The 15921-nt window shown below is 36.3% G+C and carries 10 protein-coding genes; 4 read left to right on the forward strand and 6 right to left on the reverse strand.

Annotated features, from left to right (window positions below):
- Nucleotides 1-151 precede the first annotated feature (151 nt).
- On the reverse strand, nt 152-1240 hold the full coding sequence (gene aroC, locus RGQ13_RS14170) for a chorismate synthase (protein WP_348390398.1): 1089 nt from the start codon (nt 1238-1240) through the stop codon (nt 152-154).
- Nucleotides 1241-1243: 3 nt separating this feature from the next.
- The gene (gene prmB / locus RGQ13_RS14175) at nt 1244-2179 is read right to left on the reverse strand and encodes a 50S ribosomal protein L3 N(5)-glutamine methyltransferase (protein WP_348390399.1); all 936 of its coding nucleotides are present in this window, start codon (nt 2177-2179) and stop codon (nt 1244-1246) included.
- A gap of 70 nt (nt 2180-2249) precedes the next feature.
- On the opposite strand from prmB, the gene smrB reads away from it, so the two are divergent.
- On the forward strand, nt 2250-2795 hold the full coding sequence (gene smrB, locus RGQ13_RS14180) for an endonuclease SmrB (protein ID WP_348390400.1): 546 nt from the start codon (nt 2250-2252) through the stop codon (nt 2793-2795).
- Between the two features lie 7 nt (nt 2796-2802).
- Here the strand turns inward: smrB and sixA are convergent, their stop codons facing one another.
- Entirely contained in the window at nt 2803-3279 is a 477-nt protein-coding gene (gene sixA / locus RGQ13_RS14185; protein ID WP_348390401.1) for a phosphohistidine phosphatase SixA, read from the reverse strand.
- A gap of 381 nt (nt 3280-3660) precedes the next feature.
- Between sixA and RGQ13_RS14190 the strand changes: the two genes are divergently transcribed.
- The 3 genes from RGQ13_RS14190 (at nt 3661) to RGQ13_RS14200 (ending at nt 11684) form a co-directional block, all read left to right on the forward strand.
- Nucleotides 3661-6426, forward strand: a complete 2766-nt coding sequence (locus tag RGQ13_RS14190) for an insulinase family protein (RefSeq protein ID WP_348390402.1) — start codon at nt 3661-3663, stop codon at nt 6424-6426.
- Between the two features lie 117 nt (nt 6427-6543).
- A complete protein-coding gene (locus RGQ13_RS14195) occupies nt 6544-11163 on the forward strand; it encodes an EAL domain-containing protein (protein ID WP_348390403.1) in 4620 nt (1539 codons plus the stop codon).
- Nucleotides 11164-11417: 254 nt separating this feature from the next.
- The gene (locus RGQ13_RS14200) at nt 11418-11684 is read left to right on the forward strand and encodes a hypothetical protein (protein ID WP_348390404.1); all 267 of its coding nucleotides are present in this window, start codon (nt 11418-11420) and stop codon (nt 11682-11684) included.
- A gap of 296 nt (nt 11685-11980) precedes the next feature.
- On the opposite strand, the gene RGQ13_RS14205 is transcribed toward RGQ13_RS14200, so the two are convergent.
- The 3 genes from RGQ13_RS14205 to fadI form a co-directional block, all read right to left on the reverse strand.
- The gene (locus tag RGQ13_RS14205) at nt 11981-12175 is read right to left on the reverse strand and encodes a hypothetical protein (protein WP_348390405.1); all 195 of its coding nucleotides are present in this window, start codon (nt 12173-12175) and stop codon (nt 11981-11983) included.
- Between the two features lie 234 nt (nt 12176-12409).
- Nucleotides 12410-14566 carry a fatty acid oxidation complex subunit alpha FadJ gene (gene fadJ, locus RGQ13_RS14210; protein WP_348390406.1) on the reverse strand — a complete coding sequence of 719 codons (2157 nt, stop codon included), beginning with the start codon at nt 14564-14566 and terminating at the stop codon, nt 12410-12412.
- A 4-nt stretch (nt 14567-14570) separates the two neighbouring features.
- Complete coding sequence (gene fadI / locus RGQ13_RS14215) at nt 14571-15881, reverse strand: acetyl-CoA C-acyltransferase FadI (RefSeq protein ID WP_348390407.1); 1311 nt, start codon at nt 15879-15881, stop codon at nt 14571-14573.
- Between the last annotated feature and the right edge of the window lie 40 nt (nt 15882-15921).

The following is a 15921-nucleotide window of genomic DNA, read 5'->3' on the forward strand; positions in this document are numbered from 1 at the left end:
TTTATTGTTAATATAACTATTAGTTATAGAACATCAAAAGCAAAAAGCTACTGAATCATTGCATTGGAACAAAATGAAGTAGGGTCAGAGTCAAGTTTCAACAACAAAACTTGACTCTGACCCTACTTGATAAATCGAAATTGAGGCAGCTCTACTCGATTATAGGGGTTGAACAATTCACATCACCGTTTTGAGCGATATGACGTAAATAGTGATCCATGATAGTAATTGCCATCATAGCTTCAGCAATAGGTACTGCGCGAATGCCCACACATGGATCATGACGACCACGGGTAATAATATCTGCAGGTTCACCTTTAACATTGATGGTTTTACCGCTTACGCCAATACTTGACGTTGGTTTCAAGGCAATGTTGGCAATAATGTCTTGGCCTGAAGAAATACCACCAAGTACTCCTCCGGCAGAGTTCGACAAAAATCCGTTCGGTGTCATTTCATCACGATGCTCAGAGCCCTTTTGATTAACACAAGCAAAGCCATCGCCAATTTCAATGCCTTTAACCGCGTTAATACTCATTAAAGAATGAGCAAGCTCTGCGTCTAAACGATCAAATACAGGCTCACCTAGGCCAACAGGCACATTAGTAGCAACTACTTTTACGGCTGCACCAATAGAATCTTTCTCTCTTAATATGCCACGGATAAGCTCATCTAATGCGTCTAGCTTATTAACATCAGGGAAGAAGAATGGATTATTTTCTACTTCATTCCAGTCATAAGTGTCAGCATAAATATCACCGATTTGGCTGACACAGCCTTTGATTTCCATACCCATTTTTTGCTTAAGGTATTTTTTGGCAATAGATCCAGCGGCAACGCGCATTGCTGTTTCTCTAGCAGAAGAACGCCCACCGCCGCGATGATCTCGAATGCCATGCTTTTGTAAGTAAGTATAGTCGGCGTGACCAGGACGGAACATTTGTGATATTTCACCATAATCCTTTGAACGTTGGTCAGTATTTTCAATCATTAAACCAATTGGCGTACCAGTTGTTTTCCCTTCAAATACACCAGAAAGAATTTTAACGACATCAGCTTCTTTACGCGCTGTGGTATAACGAGATGTGCCAGGTTTTCGGCGATCCAAATCAATTTGTAAATCGGCTTCGCAAAGCTCAATGCCCGGAGGGCAACCATCAACAATGGCACCTAGTGCCAAGCCGTGGCTTTCACCAAATGTTGTTACGGTAAATAGTTTTCCTATTGTATTACCAGCCATAATTTATTTCTTCGCCTTCTGTTCAAATAATTCTTTGTATTGCAATAATTGTTGTTGAGTAAGTTTAAACACACCTAAACCGCCGTGTTCAAAATCAATCCAAGTAAAGTCTACTTCAGGATATTCTGCGCATACATGAAGCATTGAATTGCCTACTTCACATATTAACACACCATTCTCTGATAAATGTTCACTCGACTGTGCCAGTATAGTCCGCACTATATCTAAACCGTCATCTCCGCAGCCTAAGCCCATTTCTGGCTCATGATGAAATTCATCAGGCATATCACCAATGTCATCTGCATCTACGTACGGTGGATTGGTTACTATCAAATCATATTTTCCACCTGGAACACCAGAGAAAACGTCAGATTTAATAGGAATAACTTGTGCATTTAATTCATGGTTATGGATGTTTAAGCTGGCCACATCTAAAGCGTCTTCAGATAAATCTAAGGCATCTACTTCTGCCTCTGGAAATGCGTAGGCACAAGCGATGGCAATACAGCCACTGCCCGTACACAAATCTAATATACGAGTTGGTTCGCTGCTAATTTGATCGATGAATTTATTTTCAATTAATTCACCAATAGGTGAACGTGGCACCAATACTCGTTCATCAACGTAAAAAGGTAACCCGGCAAAATACGCAACGTTAGTTAAATAAGCGGCAGGAATACGTTCATCAATACGACGCAAAATTAAATTAATGACTTCAACTTTTTCAGTTTTAGTGAGGCGGCTTTGCATAATAGCGTTATCCATGTTGCCAGGTAAATGCAAAGCAAACAGGGCTAAATTAACCACTTCATCCCAGGCATTATCGCTGCCATGACCATAATACAGATCGGCCTCATTGAATCGGCTAACACCCCAACGTAAAAAATCGGCAATGGTATGCAAGTCAGTAGTGACTTCATCAATATTTAACTCAAGCAAAGTTGGCTCCTAAAGCGGTTATACGGTCTATACAGTGTTATTTAAACTTTAAATAACTTACACTGGGGCAATGAAATTTAAAGATGCCCTCAATGAGAGCGAAAAAAAAATATTTAAACAGGCGATAGGCAAAGTAAAGCCTATTAAGCAGGACACAATACACCCGCAAACTCTTGTCAGCAAGAAGAAAAGTATACAACAAAAGCAAAAAAAAGAGTTTGAAAAACAACAGTTTTTCTTTTCAGATGAATTTGAGCCTAATTTAGAAAGTAAAGGACCAATGAAATACGTAAAAGAAGGGGTTGATGCCTTTGAAGCAAAGCTTTTGCGTCGCGGTGAATATTCACCAGAACTCATCCTAGATTTACACGGATTAAAGCAGCAAGAATCAAAACAAGAAATTGCAGCATTGTTAGCGGCATGTATAAAGCAGCATGTAAATTGTGCATGCATTATACATGGCATTGGTAATCGAGTTTTAAAAACTAAAGTACCTCATTGGTTGGTACAACACCCTGATGTTATGGCATTTCATCAAGCACCGCTTGAATATGGAGGTGACGGCGCCTTGTTGGTTCTAATTGATTTAAAAGATGATCTTTTCTGTAAACAGTGAAGTTATACTAGCAAAAATCATCTGGGCATACGTGATTGACGATATGACCAGCCATTGATTGAGTATTGTAATTAATTTGCGCAATAGCTGCGGTGGAAAAAATGGGGGCACTTTTCTCAAAAGACATTTCAGCAAGTAAATAACTTACTAGCGGCATATGCGAGACAATCAATATATTGTTATAACGCTCAATAGCGATGGTGCCATCTATATAGTCATGTACTTCGCTTGCAGAGCCTGCAGGTGTAATTAAGTCTAATGTTTGCAGCACCGCGCTAGCATTTAACTCTGTTTTTAATGTTTTCGCTGATTGCTGAGCTCTAAGATATGGGCTAACGAATATCGCATCAAATTCTACGCCTTCATTGGCTAACCATTTCGCCATCACTTTGACTTCTAATATGCCTTGCTCGGTCAAAGGACGTTGCTCGTCAATGTGCACTTTAGTATCGGCGTCGCCGTGGCGCATTATAAATATGTTCATTGAAATACCAATTTCATTAATAAAGTGTTCTATTTTTTCATCAGATAAAATGGATAAATGCAAGGCATGAAATTTAGTGAGTAGTTATTCTTACTTATAAATTTTATAACGCTGTAGTTATTCATTTTAGCCATTAAAAATGACCAGTTAATTAGTGAACTTGGTATATTACCAATTTCAGTCAATGACTGGGTTATTGCCTATACCATAAAATGTCATTTTGAGAGTGCATCTGCATAGTATTGGCTTAATTTTCGACAATAATAAAGAATTACTTGCCATAGATAAACAATAGTTCAGAAATAAATTGTTATCAGGTATATTATTTAATAGTTTTAAGTATTTAAGTAATTGTTTTTAAACTTGGCAATGGAGCCTTTATTGAAGCAAAGTCCAAACGATCCTAAACAGTATAAGCCACTTACATTAGCAAATGGATTGCGCGTTTTATTGATTGAAAACAGCGAGTCTAATCGTAGCGCTGCTGCACTTGCTGTAAATGCAGGCCATTTTGACGATCCTAAGAATAGACAAGGCCTAGCGCACTTTTTAGAGCATATGTTATTTTTAGGTACGGAGAAATATCCAGAGAGTGGTGAATATCAACAGTATTTATCGCAACACAATGGGTCTAACAATGCCTGGACAGGTACTGAACATACTTGCTTTTATTTTGATATTAACCAACAACACTTTAGTGATGCATTAGACCGCTTTAGTCAATTTTTCACTGCCCCATTGTTATCACAAGAGTTTATTGAAAAAGAAAGGCAAAACATTGACGCCGAGTTTAAATTAAAACTTAAAGACGATATGCGCCGTATCTATGATGTTCACAAAGAGACCATCAACCCAGAGCATCCATTCAGCAAATTTTCCGTTGGTAGTTTAGACACGCTGTCGGACAAAGCAGACAGTTGTTTAAAAGATGAAGTAACTCGTTTTTACAATGAACATTATTGTGCCGAGCGGATGACACTCGCCATCGAAGGCCCACAGCCTATTGCCGAGCTAGAACGTTTGGTGATTGAAAAGTTCTCCGCGATCAAATCTGAACAACATGCAAAAATTACAGTTAGCGAGCCACTGTATAAAAAAGAACACCTTGGCATAACAGTTGATATTAAACCCGAGAAAAATGATCGCAAACTTATTTTAAGCTTTGCCATGCCGGGAATTGACAGTTCCTATTTATACAAACCAGTGAGTTATTTAAGTTACTTGTTAGGCCATGAAGGTAGTGGCAGTATTTTAGCTTATTTAAAAAACAAACAATGGGCAATGGCATTAACATCAGGTGGCGGCGTTAACGGTACGAACTTCAAAGATTTTAATATAAGCTTGCGATTAACTGAAGAAGGCGAACAACATCAAGATGAGATTGTTTCCTTAGTGTTTGCATATATTCAGTTGATGACAAAAGCAGGTATTAACGACACCTATTTCAATGAGAAGAAATCCATTTCGGAGTTCTCATTTCAATACCAAGAAAAATTAAAACCGATAGACTCAGTGAATCAGCTAGTCATTAATATGCAGCATTATCCAGCGCATGATTACATCTACGGTGATTATGTGATGGCAGAGCTTAAAGATGATTTAGTGGCTGAATTCTTAGATTATTTACGCCCAGAAAATATGCGTATTATTCGTGTTAACCAACACGTCACTACAGATAAAATAAGTTATTGGTATAAAGTACCTTATAAAACGTCCACTATTGATGCCAGTTTAATCACCCTTTGGCAGAGTAAGCTTAACTTTAAAGAGTTAAGTTTACCTGAGCCAAACCCTTATATAGTGGATAACCCAAAATTAGTGCCAGCCAAAAGTGAAATATCGGTGCCAGCATTAATTAAAGAAAAACCAGGGTTAAAAGTTTGGTTTAAGCAAGACAGCTCTTTTTTTGTCCCTAAAGGACAGATATTTATTGGTATCGACTCAACAGTTGCTATCGAAAGTAAAGCTCATATTGCCATGACCCGCTTATTTGTTGAGTTATTTAGTGATTCGGTACTTGAGCAAAATTACCACGCTGAACTTGCTGGTATTCATTATCATTTATATCCTCACCAAGGTGGAATGACATTACAGTTGTCAGGCATTAATGAAAAACAACCGTTATTGCTAGAAAACCTTCTTGATAGCATCAAAGATCATTCATTAGCGGTGGATCGATTTAACTTATTTAAAAAGCAATTAGTAGTGAATTGGCGTAATGCTGAAAAGAGTAAATCAATTTCACAATTATTTTCCAAACTAAGTGCTCTAATGAAACCGTACAGCCCTAGCGGCAAAGACTTAGCAGAAGCTTTAGAGCAAGTTAGTTACGAAGACTTTACCGACTTTTGTGAAGCATATTTCAACAAACTCTGTATAGAGGTATTCATTTACGGTAATTGGTTAGAGCCGCAAGCTACTAACATGGCTAAATTAATCAGTTCGAAACTCACTGAACATTTGGACGAAAATGAAGGAGTCACTTGCAAAGTTGTTGATTACCAAGGTAAAGGCACAAGCTTATTACCGCTCCATATTCCAGAACATGATTATGCCAGCGTAATTTATTACCCGATGCACAATAATGATGTGCAAAGTGTGGCTTTAACTATGGTCACCAGCCACTTATTGTCGCCACATTTTTTTCATCAAATGCGCACCGAGAAACAGTTTGGTTATTTAGTTGGTGTCGGCTATGTACCGATGAACCGGTACCCAGGTATCGCCTTTTACATCCAGTCTCCGGACACTACTAGTGATGCCCTATTTTCAGCGATGGATGAATTCATCAATGATTTTGATGTAAACATATCAACTGATGAGTGGCAGCATTTACAGCAGGGATTAATAGGTCAACTGCAGGAGAAAGACACCAGTCCAAGAATAAAAAGCCAACGTTACTGGGTAAGTATTTGTAATAGAGATTACGGCTTTGATCAAAAAGAAAAACTGATTGATGAAATAGAAAATTTAACACTGCCAGATATAGCTAGCTTTATTAAAAACAAACTTGCTAACAACAAGCAAGTCGATAAGATCAGTTTAGCATCAGTAAAGCATTCTGATGAGCTTGCTTATTTATTAAATAATCATAGGGTTATTAAAGATTTAGATGAATTTCATCAAACTAGCCCGCATAAGTCATAGTAAAATCCCCAATTACATACTCAACGTTTTTGTTACCAATAAAAGTATAATATTTATGACTAATTTTTTACAAAATATTCACCTTTAAATCACCTTGCAATTGATTTAAGATATTGAATGCAGATATACCAACTTGGTATTATTTGTTATCAAAATAATAAGTCTCAGTTTAAAGACAAAGCAATACGCAAAAGGCCTTGTGTGCAGTTTAAAAATAATAACAAGATAAGCTACAAAGTTATAAACTTATTCCAAATGATCATGGTAACTCTGCTTGCCATTTTCTCTGTATCTGCACATTCATCTTCACAAACACCAATCAAGTTTCAACAGCTATCAATCGAGCAAGGTCTTTCTCAGAGTAGTGTTTATTCTATAGCACAGGATAAAGAAGGCTTTATTTGGCTCGCAACTGGGGATGGCTTAAATCGGTATGATGGTTATGAGTTTTCGTATTATAGAAATGAATTAAATAATCCCAATTCACTTTTAAACAATTTAGTCCGTGTAGTTTTTGTTGATAGCTCAAATACTTTATGGGTTGGGACTCAAGCAGGCTTAAGTAAATATAATCCCGCCCTAGATGAATTTGATAACTCCTACACAAATTTCAAAGATAAAGCGATTTGGAGCATTTTCGAAGATAAGGATAATAATTTATTTGTATCTACTGCAGATGGCTTATACACACTTAAAGATAATGCTCTAAGATTTTCAAAAATTAACTTTAGAGAATTTTCCAATGATATAAAAGAAATAAAATCAATTTTTCAAGATGTAAATGATAGATATTGGATAGGCACTTTTGAAAATGGTCTATACATTTCAAATAAAGAGCTTGATTTTATTTCTCCTATTAATGGTAAAAATAAATGGCATTTAAATATTGATTCTGGCGGTGTTTTTGAAATACAAAAAATAGAAGGAAATTATTGGGTAGCTACTGATAATGGGATTTTTATTGTTGATGAAACTTACCAATTAAAAAAGCATATCCTTGCAGAACAGTACGGTTCTAATCCGCTAGCCAATAAAACTAGAAGCCTCAATAAAGTAAATAATTTTGAAGTATTAATAGGTACGGAACATGGATTATATTCATATAATTTAATTGAAGATAGTTTTACAAGAAAAAGAATAGCTAAAGTAGATTCATCTCCCTTAGAAATGAATTTTATATACTCTATGTTTACAGATGCATCAGATACAGTTTGGGTTGGTACTAGCTCTAATGGAATAAACAAATTTAATTCCATTTATTCTTTATTCCCACATTATTTATCTAATGACAGTAAGAATAAAAAAAATGTGTTAGGTTTTGCCGAATTACCGAATGGAAATATCTGGATTTACACTCAATTTAATGGGCTTTACTATATCGACAAGCTCACTAACCAAGTAATAAAATCTCCAGTAAACATTAAAGACTCCATAAAGACTATTTTTCCAGATACAAATAATAACTTATGGCTGATAACAAAAGAAAGTAATATTCTGTATTTTGATACTACCCTAAATACTCTAATCAAATATGACTCACTTGAGCATTTAGCTAGTTCACGAAATGATAAAATAGATTTCTTAGCTATCAATGATGAAATTTGGTTTGGCTCTAACAACTCCGTGATTAATAGATATTCACTGATAAATAAAAAATTAACTACCTATAGAATTAGTGACGAAAAAGAAACTATTTATACTATTTCAATAAATAAAAATGATGAAATTTGGTTAAATGGCAGTTCAGGTAATATATATAAGTTTAATATAATTTTAGAAAATTTTAAAAAGATAGCTCTCCCCTTAAACAAATTGCTTATAGAAAATAACATTACTTATTTAAAGGAAGATACTAATTACATTTGGTTTGGATTCTGGGATCAAGGTATTTTACTTTTTGACAAGCAACACAAAACTTACCAACTTTTTAATGAAAATTCAGGGTTAGCTAATAATTTCATTGCAAATTTACTGTTAGATGATTCAGGCGATGCATGGATAAGCACCAATAAAGGAATTAGTAAAATTAGCCCTAGAACATTATCCATATCGAATTACGATTCAACTTATGGTTTACAATCTAATGAATTTTGGGATGCGTCATCATTAAAAACAAGTAATGGAAAGCTTTTATTTGGTGGAATTAATGGATTTAACAGCTTCTATCCTGATGAGATTGAGATAGACTCTCAAATAATATTCAAGCCTATCCTATCTAAGCTACGTATCGCCAATAAAGAAGTAAAAATTGTTAATAAGGATAAGCAATCAACAATATATAAATTAAATGCTCAATTATCCCATTTACGTGAAATTACATTAGATTATGCTCAATCTCCATTTACATTAGAGTTCATTTCTCCAAATCCAAATATTCCAGAGCAAGTACTATATAGGTACAAATTAATAGGATTAGATGATAACTGGATTGAAACTAATCATAAAAATAAACGAGCAACTTATACAAACTTAAATTCAGGCTCTTACTCCTTTGCCTTGGAAGCTTTCGATTTAACGAAAAACAAATACATTTCCTCTAAAAATTTTACTATTCATATACTTCCTCCTTGGTGGAAAACAAATATTGCGTGGGCAGTGTATGTATTATGCAGCCTTTTCATTATTTATTACTTTATCCGTCAAGCTCAAAATAAAGAGCTCAGTAATATAAAAATTAAGGAATCTGAAGAACGATTGAAATTAGCTTTATGGGGCTCTGGCGATGAAATGTGGGATTGGAATTTAAAAACCAATCAAATGTTTCGTTCAAACATTTGGGGGATATTAGATTTCCCTATTGAAGGCTCTGAAATAAGTGCTGATGGTGAAGAGCGCCGTAATATACATCCTCAAGATTACCCTAGAGTAAAACAATTATTACTTGAGCATAAAGAGGGTAAATCTGAGCATTACGAAGCAGCATACCGAGTTAAAGATAAAACCAACAGTTGGTTATGGGTACTTGATAGAGGCAAAATTGTTGAGCGCGATGAAAATGATGCGCCATTACGTATGACTGGTACTTTAAAAGATATTAGTCAAATAAAGGCCAATGAAGAAAGCTTAAAACTTTTTGCCAAGTGTATTGAAAACATATCTGATGCAGTAGTGGTGTACGATAACCAATTTAAGTTGGTAGATTGCAATATTTCTTACCAAACAATTACTGGCCAGAGTAGAGCTGAAGCATTAGGTCAAATGTTAGCCTTTAACTCTTACCCTGATAGTTTTTTACAAAACTTGAAAAAGAATCTACTTTCACATGGCACCTGGCAAGGTGAAATTGAAAGCAAACGCTCAACTGGTGATTCATATTTAGTTGATATCACAATCGATATTATTCACGACGAAAATGACAATATATCGCATTTTGTTGGCGTTTTTTCAGACATTACTAAACGTAAAGAGACTGAAGCTGAATTACGCAAGCTAGCAAACTCAGATACATTAACGGGATTACCAAACAGATCGTTTTTCCAAGCAAACCACTCTCAATTAGTAAGCCAAGATCTTGAGCATGCCCTGCTTGTATTCGATTTAGATAACTTTAAAAAGATCAACGACTCTCTAGGCCATCAAGTAGGTGATGTATTGTTATGTAAGGTAACAGAACGCATAGCAACCATAGGCAATATTAAGGATACCTGTTACCGCTTAGGTGGTGATGAATTCGCGTTAATACTTGAAGGTACCAATGATATTCACAAAATCACCTCTATTGCTGACGAAGTTTTAAACACCATTGTTGAGCCGTATTATATCCGCCAACAAGAAATTTCTTTGTCTTGTAGCATCGGTATAGTGTTATTCCCTGATGATGGAGCTAATTCGCATGAGCTGTTAAAGAACGCAGATACCGCCATGTATCACGCAAAAGATAAAGGTGGAGATACATACCAGTTCTTTAATGATTCAATGAATAAACAAGCAGTGAAGCGCTTACAAATTGAAAATTTAATACGCCATGGTTTAAAAGAAGATTTATTCTCAGTGTTCTACCAACCCAAAATTGATGTGGCAACTGGCGCAGTTAAAGGCATGGAGGCATTAGTTCGTTTTGAAGCTGGCAATAAAGGTATTATTCGTCCAGATATTTTTATTCCTATTTCAGAAGAAACCGGCCAAATTTTAGAAATTGGCGAAATTGTTTTACGTAAAGCCTGTTTAGCAACTAAAGCTTGGTTAGACAATGGCATGTTTAGAGGGCGAATAGCGGTAAACCTTTCAGCAGTACAGTTTAGACAACCGAATTTAGTGCAAATAATTGCTGAAATTCTAGAAGAAACTAAATTACCAGCTAAACACTTAGAGCTAGAAATTACTGAAGGAACAGTCATGAACTCGCCCCAAGAAGCAATAGAGTTGATGCATCAAATTAGAAAAATGGGTGTGAATTTATCTTTAGATGATTTTGGTACAGGTTACTCATCTCTAGCCTATTTAAAACAATTTCCACTTAACACATTAAAAATTGATAAAGCCTTTGTTGATGACATAGAAGCTTCAGAAGAAGGCAGAAACATGGTTGCCACCATTGTGACTATCGCCCATAACTTAGGTATGGATGTTGTTGCTGAAGGTGTAGAAACAGAAAGCCAACTTAAATATCTTAAAACAGTAAACTGTGAACAAATGCAAGGTTACTTATATTCCAAACCATTGGCTGAAGAAGATTTTGGTCGTTACTTGCTTTCACATATCATTACCAATAAATCTACGCCTTATAACAATATATAAGCTCATTGTTATATCTCTACTTCAAAATATGACTTATTCAACAAGGTTTTATTTTATTTGCTGAGTTTTAAACACTTGTACAATTAGAAAATTGTACAAAATATAATACGAAAAAAGTATTAGTCACCTACCAAATATAAAATCCTAACAAAAACAAGTTTTTAAACTTTATTCAACAAAATGTTAAAGTTGGCACGTTATTGGCTTAAGTATTCCTATATGTATATTTATTTAAAATAAAAATAGGAAATACCATGCTTAGTTCATTAATTTTATCAGTATTACTTTCTACAGGTGCTCCTGCACTAGAACAAGTAAACAACTTAGAAACAGTTGAAGCCGGAAGCACACGAATTCGTATTCAACCAATTGGTAGTACTCGCATTCGCATCGAACCAACAGGCAGCACTCGCATTCGCATCGAACCAACGGGCAGCACTCGCATTCGCATCCAACCAGCGGGCAGTACTCGTATTCGCATCCAACCGGCTGGCAGCACTCGTATCCGTATTAAAGCTTAGGAGAAAGACAATGATTGCAATTATTAAAACAATATTTACATCTAAAACTACTGCGAAACAAGTTGCAGATAGTATTGAAATTCGTGAAATGTCAGCAAGCAGTTGGTGGTCATAAGCCTTTTAAAAATAAGGCCTTGAGGTGATTTATGTTAAAAGTATTTAAAGCTATATTTGGTACAAAGAAAGTAACACAAGCACCAGCAAGAATTGAAGTGTATGAAATGACCGCTTCGAACTGGTGGTCATAAAGAGCTAAGCAGTTTTCAACGCATAGTTAATGCTATGTAGTAAAATAATTATGCGTTGAAGATACCAAACTTAGTACCAAACCTTTTAAAGGTTTTCATGCGTTTTTCCATACAGAACATTGGCCATACTAATGGACCTAGTACAAAGCCAGCTGTAGCCCAGCGTTTACGCCCCATTCCGGACTGTAGAGCTTGGCAATAAAAGAACACTGCGAATAGTAAGGACACAACAACAAACAACATATTTAACTCTACACGGCTTATAGGACTACTTAAGGGCGCGTATTATAGCAAATAGACTATTTACACTAAAGTAGTTTCAGCGTATTTTTCAAGCATATTTGTTAACTTCTTATATCCATTCAATATTTTCTTAAATTCATATCTTCTTTAGTATTTTAAAAAAAAAAGAGGCAATAAATTGCCCCTTCGTCGTTAAAGCGGCAACAACTTACCGCTACTTTTGTATGAACTTAATTAATAACAAGTCTGATTATTTTTTGCCATTTTAACTAATGCAGCACATGGTTCAAAATGTTCACCGTATTTATCTTGATAAGCAGATAATTTTTCAACAACGGTTGCAGCACCTAAGCTATCAAGGTACCTAAATGGCCCACCGATAAACGGAGGGAAGCCTATACCGAAGATAGTACCGATATCACCATCTCTTGCATTACGAATAATACCTTCATCTAAACAACGTACAGCTTCATTAACCATAAGTAATACACATCGTTCATGAATCTCTTCAGCGCTTAACTTACTTGCAGGTTGTATATTTAATAATGAATAGACAGTTTCATCAACTTCTTTACCATTGGCTTTTTTACCAGAATAATTATAAAAACCTTTCTTAGTTTTACGGCCTTTACGGTTGTCATTAATAAGTTTACTAAATGCATCAGGAGCTTTAAATCGCTCTCCTAGTTCGTCTACTAAAATTGGACTAATTTTAGCGCCAATATCAATACCCACTTCATCCAATAACTTAATTGGACCAACAGGGAATCCAAACTTAACTAGCGCACGATCAATTTTCTCAATTGGTTCACCTGCTAATAAAATACTGGCCGCTTCATTTACGTATGGTGCTAAAATTCGGTTTACATAAAAGCCGGCTTTATCTTTAACAACAATAGGTGTTTTTCCTTGGCGCTTAGCGAAAGCAACCGTAGTAGAAATTGTTTCGTCTGAGGTTTTCTCATGAGCGATAATTTCAACAAGAGGCATTTTGTCCACTGGTGAGAAATAATGCAGACCAATAACATTTTCAGGTTTAGCTGCTTGTGCCGCTATTTGATTAATGGGTAATGAAGAAGTGTTACTGGCAAAGATGATCCCCTCTTTACAGTTTGCTTCAATATCAGCCACCATAGATTGCTTAAGTGCTAAGTCTTCAAATACTGCCTCAATGATCATATCAGCATCTTTAAATCCAGTGTAATCTACCGACCCAGTTACCATGTTTAGTTGTTTTTGCATGGCACTTTTCGACATGAATCTGCGCTTCACTTTTTTATTCAAAATATCAAAGCTGTACTTTAACGCATGCGAAATACCGGTATGGTTGATATCCTTTATTCGTACAGGAGTTTTAGCATTATTAGCTGAAACATGAGCTATACCACCACCCATTAAGCCACCGCCCAACACGCCAACTTTATTTACTTTAGCGGGAGATACACCGGCAACGCCCTGCTCTTTTTTCATTTCGGTGGTAGCAAAGAATAAGTTACGTAGCTGTTTCGACTCTGGCGTTTGTGTTAACTCACCAAAGTTGTAAGCTTCAATAGCTAAACCTTTAGTGGTTCCTTTTTCATAACCCGTACGGATACAATCGATTATTTTTAAAGGTGCTGGATAATTACCTTTAGTTTTTGCTAGTACTGTTTTAGAGGCTTGATCAAAAACTATCTTTCGGCCCCATGGGTTAGACTCTAACGCTTTTTCAACAAAGCTAATTTTTCTATTGGCTTTACGTTTACCGTTTTGCGCTATTTTAATGGCAACATCTAGCAGTACAGAATTAGGCACAACATCTAACACAAGGCCCGCTTTTAATGCTTGCTTAGGGCGTAATTGCTTACCTGACAGCATCATATCTAAAGACTTTTGCAAACCAACCAGTTTTGGTAAACGCTGCGTACCACCACTACCAGGTAGTAAACCAAGTTGTACTTCTGGTAAACCTAAAACAGTTTTATTCGAGTCACTACAAACACGCATATGACACGCCATAGCTAACTCTAAACCACCACCTAAACATGGGCCATTTATGGCGGCAACAACCGGAATAGCTAATTGCTCAAGTTGATTGAAGATCATTTGCCCGCCAGCGGCAATTTCAGTTGCTTGCTGCGCGGTTTCACATTTACCAAGCATTGTGATGTCTGCGCCGGCAACGAAAGAATTACTTTTACCGCTATAAATAACTAAACCAGTAATTGAGCTATCGCTCTTAACTTGTTGCAAAATTTCTTGTATTTGCTCAGCAAATTCTGCTTTAAGCACGTTCATGGTTTCGTTTTGCACATCAATTTTTAACAGTGCAATACCATTGTCTTGTGGCATTAACGTAAATGTAGAAATTGAATTTTCTGTTTGAGTTGTTTCTTTTATAGAATCAGTCATGTGCTTACTCCACTTCCAAGATCATTGCAGCGCCTAAACCACCAGCTGCACATGCTGTTGTTAAACCAAGGCCACCGCCTCGACGTTTTAATTCGTTCAATGTCTGGGTAATGAGTCTGGTACCTGTTGCGGCGAACGGGTGACCATAGGCAAGTGACCCACCTAATACATTAAACTTGTCCATATCGATATCGCCAATGGCTTTATCTAAGCCAAGTTTATCTTTGGCAAATTTAGTACTGCCAAACATTTTTACGTTAGCAAGTGTTTGTGCGGCAAATGCTTCATGCATTTCTATCAAGTCTAAATCATTAAGCGTTAGACCAGCTCGTTGCAAAGCAAGCGGTGTAGCATACGATGGCCCCATTAACATATCCTCCCAAACATCTATCGCAGTAAATGCGTATGAGCGAATGTAACCTAACACGTTGTAGCCAAGTTCTTTAGCTCGGCCTTCTCGCATTAAAATAACAGCGGATGCGCCATCTGTTAACGCAGTAGAGTTAGCAGCAGTAACTGAGCCGTGTTTACGATCAAATACAGGACGAAGTCTGGCGTACCCAGCTAGTTCCGAGTTGTCTCTGAAACAATTATCTTTGGTAACAATTCTTTTATAAGGTTCATTATGAGCTGTCATCACTTCATCGTTTAATTTACCTTCAGCCCAAGTTTTTGCAGCTAACGTATGTGAACGATGAGCTAATGCATCTTGCTCTTCACGAGATATACCGTGAGTTTTTGCCATTTGTTCAGCAGTTTGCCCCATAGAAAGACCGGTAGAATATTCTGCAACTGCTGGTGGCTCTGGCATTAAGTCTTTTAATTTTAAGCTGGTAATAAGCTTGGCTTTTTGACCAAAGGTTTTAGCTTTTGATAAATCTAATAAAGTACGAGCTAATTTTTTAGTTACCGTAATTGGCGGCACCGACATTGAATCTGCACCACCGGCAATACCAACATCGATATTACCTAGCATGATATTTTCAGCAACATTCACAGTAGATTGGAAACTGGTAGCACAAGCACGAGATACGCTATAAGCATCGGTAGCAACATTCATTTGTGTTGCCAAAACAATTTCACGAGCAATGTTTGGTGCTTTTGGCATTTGTACCACTTGACCAAAAACTAATTGCTCAATAATTGCTGGATCAATATCACTTTTTGCAATCAGTTCGTTAACCACCATAGATCCTAAATCTAAAGCCGGTATACCGTGAAAATCTGTTGCTTGTTTTACAAACGGCGTTCTTAAACCTGCAACTATTGCAATTCGTTCACCTTGAGCTGTTTTTACAGTTTGCTGAGTTCCCATCATGTTTCCTTTATTATCGTCGACTAATGCTTATACCAAC

Origin of the sequence: Thalassotalea psychrophila (assembly GCF_031583595.1) — a bacterium.
GTDB lineage: Bacteria > Pseudomonadota > Gammaproteobacteria > Enterobacterales > Alteromonadaceae > Thalassotalea_A > Thalassotalea_A psychrophila.